The organism is Staphylococcus sp. SA22, assembly GCF_054165785.1.
The window spans coordinates 94,268-107,144 of sequence record NZ_JBSZQY010000008.1; the positions used below are offsets into that span (position 1 = coordinate 94,268).

Below are 12,877 nucleotides of genomic sequence, written 5' to 3' on the forward strand. Positions count from 1 at the left end.
TTAATAATGTATCATTTCAGAAATACATCCATACTTCTATTTTATAATAACTTTCCAAAGTAATATGAGTGAAGGTTTAAAGGTGATAATGTACATGTATAAAAGATATAAACATTTATATAGATTTCCATTCATACACTATCATTATCAAATAACCTATTAATTACGTCATAAAATACCAGATGAACCAAAAAACGCCTTTCCATTGTTGATAAATGGAAAGACGTTTTTTATAAATTATAGTACGTTTGCATATCCTTCAAAGATTTTACCTTGAGCAGCATCAATCGTAACTAACATGTTATTGCTTATGTTTTTAACAGCTTTTTCTACACCTACAACTGTTGGAATACCTTTTTCTAAACCAACAATTGCACTTGGTGATGTAATACCATTTTCTTCTGTAATTAAGCCTAAAGCTTTTTCTACATAAGGTACAAACGTTTCATCGATTGAGTTAGTAACGATAACTTTGTCAGATAAATCTTTACCTTCTAAATCTTTAACAGTTTCAGCAACTAACGTAGTACCAACAACTGATCCACGTCCAATACCTTGACCATTAGCAATTTCGTCACCAACTAGGTGAATTTTCATCATATTAGTAGTTCCAGTTTCACCAGTTGGTACACCAGCAGTAATAATGATTAAATCACCATTAGTTACTCTACCAGTTTCAACAGCTGTTGCAACTGCATTGTTTAACAATGCATCTGTACTCTTACGTCCTTTTTTAACTACAGGTTGAACTCCCCAAACAATTGAACATTGACGTGCAGTTTCTTCACTTGGAGTCACTGCAATAATGTCTGAATGCGGACGATATTTAGAGATAGTACGTGCCGTTGAACCACTTTCAGTAGCAGCTACAATTGCTTTAACATTTAAGTTTAAAGCTGTATGTGCAACCGAAATACCGATAGCATTCACTAATGAAGTTTCAACTAATTTAGTACGATCTGACAATAACTTTTTGTAATCTTGGGCTGCTTCAGCTGATACAGCAATATTTCTCATTGTTTTAACAGCTTCTTCAGGATATAAACCAGCAGCAGTTTCACCAGATAACATTACTGCATCTGTACCATCATAGATTGCGTTGGCAACGTCACTAGCTTCTGCACGTGTAGCACGTGGGTTACGTTGCATAGAATCTAACATTTGTGTAGCTGTAATAACTGGTTTACCTAATTTGTTACATTGTCTGATTAAATCTTTTTGAACCATTGGTACTTTTTCAGGTGGAATTTCAACACCCATGTCACCACGTGCAACCATTAAACCATCAGACACTTCAAGAATTTCCGCAATATTATCAATACCTTCTTGGTTTTCAATTTTAGGGAATACTGAAATGTTAGCTTTTTGTTCTTCTAAAATTTCACGAATTTCTAAAACATCACTAGGACGACGTACGAAACTTGCTGCAATGAAGTCAACATTTTCTTTAATACCGAAACGGATATCTTCAGCATCTTTTTCTGTAATACCAGGTAAACTTACTCTTACACCAGGTAAGTTAACACCTTTTTTGTTTTTAAGCTCACCAGAGTTTAAAATATCACATTTAACTTCTTTTTTAGCATGATCAATATCTTTAACTTGTAATTCAATTAAGCCATCATCAAGTAAAATGTATGAACCTACTTGAACATCGTTAATTAAGTTTTCATATGTTACTGAGAACTTTTCAGGTGTTCCTTCAACTTCATTCATGCTAACAATAACTTCGTTACCACGTTCAAGTTCAATGATACCGTCTTTCATATTATGCGTACGAATTTCTGGACCTTTCGTATCTAATAAAATTGCTACAATTTTGTCTAATCTTTTAGCTACTTTACGAATTGTATCAATTCTACCTTTATGCTCTTCATGACTACCATGTGAAAAGTTTAATCGTGCAACGTTCATACCAGCATTGATTAATTTCTCAATCATTTCTTCTGATTCTGAAGCTGGTCCAATTGTACATACAATTTTAGTTTTTCTCATTTTATAATTCCTCCTGAAATCTTATATAGATAACTTGTTAGCAAGTTCATATAGACTATAATCAAATTTATGATCTTTACCATCAAAAATTTCATCAAAAGATGTTGCTACAATTTTATTGTTCTTAATTCCAACACCCTTAGCTGTTTCACCTTGCATTAATAAGTCTACCGCATATCCACCTAAACGTGATGCTAAAACTCTATCCGCACCTGTTGGGCTACCACCACGTTGAACGTGACCTAACACAGACACTCTATTATCAACATTGATGTATTGTGATAATTCTTTTTGACAATCTTGCGCAGTCATGCAACCTTCTGCTACAAGAACGATTGAGTGTTTCTTACCACGTTTAATACCTTGTTCAATTTTATCAGCTATTTCTTTAATATCTGTTTTCACTTCTGGAACTACAATTGTCTCAGCACCAACTGATAATCCAGCCCATAATGCTAGATCTCCACAATCACGGCCCATTGCCTCAATGATAAATGTTCGTGCGTGACTTGACGCAGTATCTCTAATTTTGTCGACTAATCCAATAATCGTATTTAATGCTGTGTCAAATCCAATTGTAAAATCAGTACCATTGATATCATTGTCAATCGTACCAGGAATACCGATAGTTTGAATTTCTTTGCATTCCTCACTGATGCGTTGTGCACCGCGATAACTACCGTCACCACCAATAACTACAAGGCCCTCAATCCCTCTTTTACGTAAGTTTTCGATTGCAACTTTACGTACTTCTTGCTCCTTAAACTCTGGACATCTTGCTGAATACAAGAATGTACCTCCACGCTGAATCGTATCCCCAACTGATCCTAATTCAAGTTTATGAATATCATCATTTAACAATCCTTGGTAACCATGATACACACCATAAACTTCAATTTCATTGTAAATTGCTGTACGAACAACTGCTCTTACGGCAGCATTCATTCCAGGTGAATCTCCACCACTAGTTAAAACTGCAATTTTCTTCATGACGACATACCTTTCTATAACTGATTTATCTTTAACTCTAAATTACCACAAATTGATATGTCATTCCATCAAAACTAATGTATTGAATTGATGTAAACGTTTTAAATATTGAATTTTATTTTAACTTAATTAAAAAAAGATTAGTAGCCACAATTTTGACTACTAATCTTAGTTAAAATTCAGTATCTAAATATAAAATTATTGTTCTAATGTACTTCAATTTATGGTAAAACCCAGTATCGATTTAACATAAAAATGCTCAAGTTGATTATTCTATATAAGAACCGATATTTCTGAATTTTTCAAACCGATCATTAGCAATTTCATCACGTGATAATGACTCAAGTGAATCTAACTGTTCAACAAACGCTGATTTTATAGCTAAAGCTTGCTGTTCAATATCTTTATGTGCACCGCCAAGTGGTTCAGAAATGACATCATCTATAATACCTAATTGCTTAATATCATGGGCAGTAATTTTCATTGTTTCAGCTGCAATTTTAGCCAAATTACTGTCTTTCCATAATAATGCCGCTGCACCTTCAGGAGATATAACAGAGTAAGTACTATTCTCTAACATCAATACTTTATTGGCAATACCAATACCTAGGGCACCTCCACTGCCACCTTCACCAATGACAATCGCAATAACTGGTACTTTTAGTGAAGCCATCTCAATCAAATTTGTTGCGATAGATTCACTTTGTCCACGTTCTTCAGCAGCTTTACCAGGATATGCACCTTTTGTATCTATAAATGTAAAGATAGGACGATTGAATTTTTCAGCTTGTTTCATTAAACGTAATGCTTTTCGATAACCTTCTGGATGCGCCATACCAAAATTCCGATAAATATTATCTTTTGTATCTTTTCCACGTTGTTGTCCAATAACCGTAACAGCACGACCATTTAAAAAGCCAATACCACCAATCATTGCTGGATCATCTCTAAAATTACGATCACCATGTAGTTCCATAAACGAATCAAAGATATATGGAATATAATCTAGGGTCGTAGGTCTTTCTTGCAAACGCGCAATTTGCACACGATCCCATGGTTTTAAATTTGTATATATTTTTTTAGTTTCTCGTTCCAATGACGCTTCAAGCATGTCAATTTCTTCTTGTAAATCCACATCATTTTTATCTTGAGACTCTTTTAAAGATTCAATTTTATTTCGAATTTCAAAAAGTGGTTTTTCAAAATCTAACATTATTTAGTCACCTCTTGATGGATTTTTAGAATTTCAGACAATGTTTGACGCATATCATTACGATGTACAACTTTGTCCAATTGTCCATGCTCTAATAAAAATTCTGCAGTTTGGAAATCATCTGGCAATTTTTCGTTTATTGTCTGCTCTATAACTCGACGACCTGCAAAACCTATCAACGCTTTTGGCTCACTTAAATTTATATCACCAACTGATGCAAAACTTGCAGATACACCACCAGTAGTTGGATGTGTTAAATATGATATATATAATAGTCCAGCGTCAGAATGACGTTTTAAAGATACACTGGTTTTACCCATTTGCATCAAGGAAATAATACCTTCTTGCATACGTGCACCACCACTTGCAGAGAAAAGAATAAATGGTAAACGGTTCTCAGTGCAGTAATCAATGATGCGACATATCTTTTCACCGATAACCGATCCCATACTTCCCATTCTAAAACGTGAATCCATGACAGCAACGCCAAATTTCATACCATCTAGTTGCGCTGTACCAGTCACTACTGCTTCTTTAAGACCTGTCTTTTGTTGGTCCTTTTCAATTTTTTCTATATAACTTGGAAAATCTAATGGATTCGCAGAGGTCATTCCCTTATCGAATTCTGTAAATGATCCTTCATCAGAAATTGCTTCTATACGTTTATACGCAGTTAAAGCAATATGATGATCACAATTAAAGCACACATTTAAATTTTCAGCTAATTCTTTTGTGTACATAATTTTCTTACACTTTGGACACTTAGTCATAATACCTGCAGGCACATCATTATTTTTAGAGTCTTGTACTGTAAGATATTTCTTTTTCTTTGTTCGATTAAAAAAATCTTTAAACATAGGAAAACCTCCAAATAACCTCTGTTCTAACCATTTAGAGCCTTAAACTGAACTTGACCAGTTAAAAACGGGTTTAAATTTATTTGATTTATATTCGTTTGACTGTTGAATGTTTATCATAAACTTTCATTTTCATCATTTTAATGACTCTTTATTGCTAACTTTTAAGCAATTTAATTAAACGTTAATTATTTTTATTGTAAATCTGTAAGTTTCATTGTTTTATCATACACATCTTGCGGATTAACTTCAATCCTAGCTACTCCAGATTCCATTGCCGCTTTAGCAACATTACGAGCAACTGATGGCGCCACACGTTTATCAAACGGTCCTGGGATACAGTAGTCTTCATTTAATTCAGAACTATCTATTAAATCAGCAATCGCTTCTACAGCTGCCTTTTTCATTTCTTCATTTATATGTGTAGCTTCAACCTCTAATGCACCTCTAAAAATACCAGGAAAAGCTAATACATTATTAATTTGGTTAGGATAGTCTGAACGTCCTGTACCAACAACTCGTGCACCTGCCGCTTTGGCATCATCAGGTATTATTTCAGGATTTGGATTAGCCATTGCAAATATAATTGGATTATCTGCCATACTCTTAACCATATCTTGTGACAGCGCATTAGCTACAGAAACTCCAATAAATACATCTGCGTCTTTTACGACTTCTTCTAAAGACCCTTCAATCTTATCTTTATTTGTCCATTTAGCTACAACATCTTTCGTAGGATTCATACCATATGAACGTCCTTCAAAAATTGCGCCTCTTGAGTCACACATAACCATATTTCTTACACCATACGCGTATAGTAATTTAACAATGGCTATTCCTGCTGCACCAGCACCATTTAGTACAACTTTTATTTTAGCAATATCTTTGTTAACAACTCTCAATGCATTTACCAAACCTGCCATTGTTACAATTGCTGTACCATGTTGATCGTCATGGAATACCGGAATATTAGTTTCTTTTTTCAATCGTTCTTCAATTTCAAAACAACGTGGTGCCGAAATATCCTCTAAATTAATACCACCATAATTAGGTTCTAACAACTTAACTGTTTTAATGATTTCTTCGGTATCAGTTGTATTTAACGCAATAGGCACCCCATTGATACCAGCGAAGCTTTTGAATAATACTGCTTTACCTTCCATTACAGGAATACTTGCTTCAGGTCCAATGTTACCTAAACCTAATACCGCTGTTCCATCAGTAATAACCGCAACTGTATTTCCTTTAATTGTGTAATCATACACTTTCCTTTTATCTTCATAAATATCTTTACACGGTTCAGCAACGCCAGGTGAGTATGCTAAACTTAATTCCTCTTTATTAGTAACTTTTACATTTGGTTTAACTTCTAATTTACCTTGATTACGTTTGTGCATTTCCAATGCTTCATCTCTTAATGACATGAAATCAGCCCCTAATTCAATATTTATTTTTAAAAAATAACTTGGATAAAACGCATTACATTATAAAAGTAAAAATATTGGGTAAATCTGAATGAGTAAGAATTTATGCTTTTGATTATGTAACACAAATAGCGATAAACGATAATAAAATAATATTTTTAAAGATACATTAAACCATACTATCTAAAGATATACCTTTAATTATTATAATGGATAGCAAAAACCAATATATCAAAAAGTTATTATTTTTTCGTACGATATATCGACAAAATTCTTTACTCAATTTATGTATACTGCTTTTTGTGCTAATTATTCTTATGGATTAATCAATAATGTAAAGTGAAACTCATAAAAATAATAAGCATAAAAAACTAATATAAACGCAAACTGATGGTTAAAAAATATCTAACCATCAGTTTACTATATCATAATTTATTAGTTGATAAAAGTTATATAAGCCTAATATCACTAGGGTTAAAGGATTGTATAAAATTATTAAACATACTATCTTTTTGATTAATATATCCTAAAGTAGTCATTTGTTTAATCGTTTCATCATAAAAGGATAACACAACATCATTGGCATTTTCTTTCGTAGCTTTAATCATCTCTTCAAACGTATCTATATGTGATTTATTTCTAATTATAATTTGTTTGGCAAATGCTAATTTTTGTTCTTCAAAAGTGGCTAATGTTTGAATCTCATTTATAATTAGTTGACGTTGTTGCTTTCTATGGTCAAATTTCCCGCTGACTATAAACAAGTCATTATGTGATAACAACTCTTCGTACTTTTTAAACTGATTAGGGAAAATCACACCATCTAAAGTTTCGATGCCATCATTTAATGTGACGAATGCCATATTTTGACCATTTTTAGTTCGAATTTGTTTAACTTTATCAAACTGCACTAATATAGGCTTATTATTCTGCGCGTTACTCAATTTAAATATCGTTAAATATTGTTTGGCAACAAACATTTTATCTACTGGATGTTGTGAAACATAAAATCCTAAATATTCTTTTTCATACTGACTAATAAGTGCATCAGGCAATTCTTCTTTATCTTCATACATCTGTTTTGGCGTTAAAATATCAAATAGAAAACCATCTTGTTCAATGTTTAAATCACCATCCAACACTTGATCAATAGCTTGTAACAACGTTGAACGTGTTTTACCAAAAGCATCAAATGCTCCCACTAAAATCAGTGCTTCAAGTAACTTTCTTGTTTTGACTCGCTTCGGTATACGTCTAGCAAAATCAAAGAAATCTTTAAATTTGCCGTTCTGATAACGTTCATCAACAATCACTTTTACACTTTGATAACCTACACCTTTAATTGTACCTATTGATAAATAAATACCTTCATGGGAAGGTTTATAAAACCAATGACTTTCGTTAATGTTCGGTGGCAATATAGTGATACCTTGTTTTTTTGCTTCTTCTATCATTTGAGCAGTTTTCTTCTCACTTCCAATAACATTACTTAAAATATTTGCGTAAAAATAATTTGGATAATGGACTTTTAAAAAGCTCATAATGTATGCAATTTTAGAATAGCTGACAGCATGTGCTCTAGGAAAACCATAATCTGCAAATTTCAGAATCAAATCAAATATTTGCTTACTAATGTCTTCGTGATAACCATTTTCCTTTGCACCTTCTATAAAATGTTGACGCTCACTTTCAAGAACAGCTCTATTTTTTTTACTCATTGCTCTTCTTAAAATATCCGCTTCACCATAACTGAAGTTTGCAAATGTGCTCGCTATTTGCATAATTTGCTCTTGATAAATAATAACACCGTAAGTATTTTTTAATATAGGTTCTAAATGTGGATGTAAATATTGAACTTTGCTTGGATCATGTCTTCTTGTAATGTAAGTTGGAATTTCTTCCATTGGACCTGGTCTATACAAAGAAGTTACAGCAACAATATCTTCAAAGTGTTCCGGCTTTAATTTTTTTAATACACTTCTTACACCGTCAGACTCTAATTGGAATATGCCAGTCGTATCTCCTTGCGACAACAATTCAAACACTTTTTGATCATCGAACGGAATCTTTTCGATATCAATATTAATACCTAAATCTTTTTTGACTTGTATTAAGATTTGATGAATAATCGATAAGTTTCTCAACCCTAGAAAATCTATTTTTAATAACCCAATTCGTTCGGCTTCAGTCATTGTCCATTGCGTTAATAATCCTGTATCCCCTTTCGTTAAAGGGGCATATTCATATAATGGATGGTCATTAATAATAATTCCTGCCGCATGTGTAGATGTATGTCTTGGTAAACCTTCTAACTTTTTACAAATACTGAACCAGCGTTCATGTCGATGGTTTCGATGTACAAATTTTTTAAAATCGTCAATTTGATATGCTTCATCAAGTGTAATTCCTAATTTATGTGGGATTAAACTTGAAATTTCATTTAATGTAACTTCATCAAACCCCATAATTCGTCCAACATCTCTAGCAACCGCTCTTGCAAGCAGATGACCGAAAGTCACAATTCCAGATACATGTAGCTCGCCATATTTTTCTTGGACGTACTGAATGACCCTTTCTCGGCGTGTATCTTCAAAGTCAATATCTATATCAGGCATTGTTACACGTTCTGGGTTTAAAAAACGTTCAAATAATAGATTGAATTTAATAGGATCAATCGTTGTAATACCTAGTAAATAACTGACCAGTGAGCCAGCTGAAGAACCACGACCTGGACCTACCATCACATCATTCGTTTTCGCATAATGGATTAAATCACTTACTATTAAGAAATAATCTTCAAAACCCATATTAGTAATAACTTTATACTCATATTTCAATCGCTCTAAATAGACGTCATAATTAAGTTCTAATTTTTTTAATTGTGTAACTAAGACACGCCACAAATATTTTTTAGCTGATTCATCATTTGGTGTCTGATATTGAGGAAGTAGAGATTGATGATATTTTAATTCTGCATTACACTTTTGAGCTATAACATCAACCTGCGTTAAATATTCTTGGTTAATATCTAATTGTTTAATTTCCTTTTCAGTTAAAAAATGTGCACCAAAATCTTCTTGATCATGAATTAAGTCTAATTTTGTATTGTCTCTAATAGCTGCTAATGCAGAAATCGTATCGGCATCTTGACGTGTTTGGTAACAAACATTTTGAATCCATACGTGCTTTATACCCTGAATCGAAATACTAAGGTGGTCCATATATGTGTCATTATGGGTTTCAAACACTTGTACAATATCACGATGTTGATCACCGACTTTTTTAAAAATGATAATCATATTGTTAGAAAATCGTTTTAATAATTCAAACGACACATGTTCTAATGCATTCATTTTTATTTCCGATGATAGTTGATACAAATCTTTTAATCCATTATTATCTTTTGCTAAAACAACGGTTTCAATAGTGTTTAAACCGTTTGTCACATATATTGTCATACCAAAAATCGGTTTAATGTTATTTGCTATACATGCATCATAAAATTTAGGAAAACCATACAATACATTGGTGTCAGTTATGGCAAGTGCATCAACATTTTCAGACACAGCAAGTCTTACGGCATCTTCTATTTTTAAGCTTGAATTTAACAAATCATAAGCCGTATGAATATTTAAATATGCCACCATGATTGAATGGCTCCTTTCTATTAGTTAAGTTTTGTGCGTAAAGCTGTAGCAAGTTGCTCAAATTCATCCCAGCTGTTCACTGAAACTCCTGACGCATTCGGATGACCACCGCCACCAAAATCTTGCGCAATATCATTAATAATCAATTGACCTTTAGAGCGTAAGCGACATCTTATTTCACTACCCTCATCAACTGCAAACACCCATATTTTCAAACCTTTGATGTCAGCAATTGTATTAACAAACTGAGATGCTTCATTTGGCTGAATACCGAATTGCTCCAATACATCTTCAGTTATTTTAACTTGGCAGAATCCATCATCCATAAGTTCGAAATGTTGTAAAACATAACCTTGAAACGGCAACATTTTTGGATCCTTCTCCATCATTTTATTTAAAAGCACATTATGATCAATATCATGTCCAATTAACTTTCCAGCAATTTCCATTGTATGTTCTGAGGTATTGTTAAAAAGGAATCGCCCAGTATCACCGACGATACCAAGGTATAAAACACTCGCGATATCTTTATTAACAATTGCTTCATCATTAAAATGTGAGATTAAATCATAAATGATTTCACTTGTAGATGACGCGTTCGTATTAACTAAATTAATATCACCATACTGATCAACTGCAGGATGATGATCTATTTTAATAAGTTTACTACCTGTACTATAACGTTCATCGTCAATTCGTGGAGCATTGGCAGTATCACATACAATTACAAGCGCATCTTGATATGTTTTATCATCAATGTTATCTAACTCTCCAATAAAACTTAATGATGATTCCGCTTCACCCACTGCAAATACTTGCTTTTGCGGAAATTTCTGCTGAATATAGTATTTTAAACCAAGTTGTGAACCATATGCATCAGGATCTGGTCTAACATGTCTGTGTATAATAATTGTATCGTTGTCTTCGATACATTTCATAATTTCATTCAAAGTACTAATCATTTTCATACTCCCTTTTTTAGAAAAGTTGCTTAATTTAAGCATTAGTCTATATCAAAATATCTAAATTATAAAAATTGTAACTACCATATTAAACTATTTGCCCGTTTTAATTATTTAGATATATATTTTCATACTAATTAGTTCATAACGAGTATAGGACATCAATCAATATTATATTAGCAACAGTTGACCAAATAAAAAATACACATATAACAAGCTTTTTAATTCAGGGGCCCCAACATAGAAGGTGACGTAATGTCAGCTTACTATAATGTGCAAGTTGGGGTGGGCCCCCAACACAAAGAATTTCGAAAAGAAATTCTACAAACAATGCAAGTTGGGGTGGGACCCAACATAGAGAATTTCGAAAAGAAATTCTACAGACAATGCAAGTTGGACTCCAACATTTGTGTGAAATCTATCTTATGCCTATTTTCTCTGCTAAGTTCCTATACTTCGTCAAACATTTGGCATATCACGAGAGCGCTCGCTACTTTGTCGTTTTGACTATGCATGTTCACTTCTATTTTGGCGAAGTTTCTTCCGACGTCTAGTATGCCGAAGCGCACTGTTATATGTGATTCAATAGGTACTGTTTTAATATACACGATATTTAAATTCTCTATCATGACATTACCTTTTTTAAATTTACGCATTTCATATTGTATTGTTTCTTCTATAATGCTTACAAATGCCGCTTTACTTACTGTTCCGTAGTGATTGATTAACAGTGGTGAAACTTCTACTGTAATTCCATCTTGATTCATTGTTATATATTTGGCGATTTGATCGTTAATTGTTTCACCCATTTGAGGCTGTCTTCCTAAAAGTTGCATAGACTTTAAAACATCTTGTCTATTAATCACACCCACTGTCTTTTTATTACTCGAAACGACAGGAATCAATTCAATACCTTCCCAAATCATCATATGCGCACAACTTGCTACTGTACTCATAGCATTTACATAAATAGGATTTCGCGTCATCACTTTATCTATTTCGTCGTCGTCCTTTGTATTAATCATCTCTCGACTTGTTACAATACCTACTAATTTATAAGACTCATTAACTACCGGAAATCTTGTATGGCCAGTTCGATTCGCCATACGCTTATAATCTGCTATTTTCATCGTATCAAACAGCACAGATAAATCATCTAATGGCGTCATTATATCTTGAACTATTAAGATATCTTTTCGTATTTTCTGATTAAAAAGTGCTTTGTTGATAATATTTGCAACTAGGAATGTATCATAACTTGATGATAGAACAGGTAAATCATGTTCATTCGCAAAATTAATAACTTTATTAGATGGCTTAAATCCACCAGTAATTAATATAGCCGTGCCTCTTTTTAAAGCTTCAATCTGCACATCTTCGCGATTTCCGACAATCAATAATGTCTTTGGACCAATATACTTTAAAATATCTTTGAGTTCCATTGCTCCAATTGCAAATTTAGACACCATCTTAGTGATACCTTTGTTGCCACCTAACACTTGGCCATCAATAATATTGACAATTTCATTAAAAGTTAAATGTTCAATTTCATTACGATTACGTTTTTCGATTCGAACCGTACCAACACGATCTATCGTTGCGACCATGCCCATTTTATCAGCATCTTTAATTGCACGATATGCTGTCCCTTCAGATACGTTTAAAAATTTAGCGATTTTACGCACCGAAATTTTAGAGCCTATAGATAACGATTCAATATAATCTAAAATTTGTTCATGTTTTGTCATTCTTTACCTCTTCTTTTCGAACAGTATTAACTACATTATAA

At 32.9% G+C, this 12,877-nt stretch carries 8 protein-coding genes; all 8 read right to left on the reverse strand.

The window, feature by feature from the left end; translation table 11 throughout:
• Nucleotides 1–237: 237 nt before the first annotated feature.
• On the reverse strand, nt 238–1,995 hold the full coding sequence (gene pyk / locus ACXQH5_RS08720; RefSeq protein ID WP_001232650.1) for a pyruvate kinase: 1,758 nt from the start codon (nt 1,993–1,995) through the stop codon (nt 238–240).
• Between the two features lie 21 nt (nt 1,996–2,016).
• Complete coding sequence (gene pfkA, locus ACXQH5_RS08725; protein WP_000717561.1) at nt 2,017–2,985, reverse strand: 6-phosphofructokinase; 969 nt, start codon at nt 2,983–2,985, stop codon at nt 2,017–2,019.
• Between the two features lie 268 nt (nt 2,986–3,253).
• On the reverse strand, nt 3,254–4,198 hold the full coding sequence (locus ACXQH5_RS08730) for an acetyl-CoA carboxylase carboxyltransferase subunit alpha (RefSeq protein WP_000883646.1): 945 nt from the start codon (nt 4,196–4,198) through the stop codon (nt 3,254–3,256).
• Nucleotides 4,198–5,055, reverse strand: a complete 858-nt coding sequence (gene accD, locus ACXQH5_RS08735; protein ID WP_000471567.1) for an acetyl-CoA carboxylase, carboxyltransferase subunit beta — start codon at nt 5,053–5,055, stop codon at nt 4,198–4,200. The genes ACXQH5_RS08730 and accD overlap by 1 nt, the downstream gene beginning before the upstream one ends.
• A gap of 194 nt (nt 5,056–5,249) precedes the next feature.
• Entirely contained in the window at nt 5,250–6,479 is a 1,230-nt protein-coding gene (locus ACXQH5_RS08740; protein ID WP_000058390.1) for an NAD(P)-dependent malic enzyme, read from the reverse strand.
• 449 nt (nt 6,480–6,928) lie between these two features.
• Nucleotides 6,929–10,126 (reverse strand): DNA polymerase III subunit alpha, encoded by a 3,198-nt coding sequence (locus tag ACXQH5_RS08745; RefSeq protein ID WP_000226897.1) that lies wholly within the window; start codon nt 10,124–10,126, stop codon nt 6,929–6,931.
• A 20-nt stretch (nt 10,127–10,146) separates the two neighbouring features.
• Nucleotides 10,147–11,088 carry a pApA hydrolase Pde2 gene (gene pde2 / locus ACXQH5_RS08750; protein ID WP_000626083.1) on the reverse strand — a complete coding sequence of 314 codons (942 nt, stop codon included), beginning with the start codon at nt 11,086–11,088 and terminating at the stop codon, nt 10,147–10,149.
• A 449-nt stretch (nt 11,089–11,537) separates the two neighbouring features.
• On the reverse strand, nt 11,538–12,836 hold the full coding sequence (locus ACXQH5_RS08755; protein ID WP_000160435.1) for a CBS domain-containing protein: 1,299 nt from the start codon (nt 12,834–12,836) through the stop codon (nt 11,538–11,540).
• Nucleotides 12,837–12,877 lie beyond the last annotated feature (41 nt).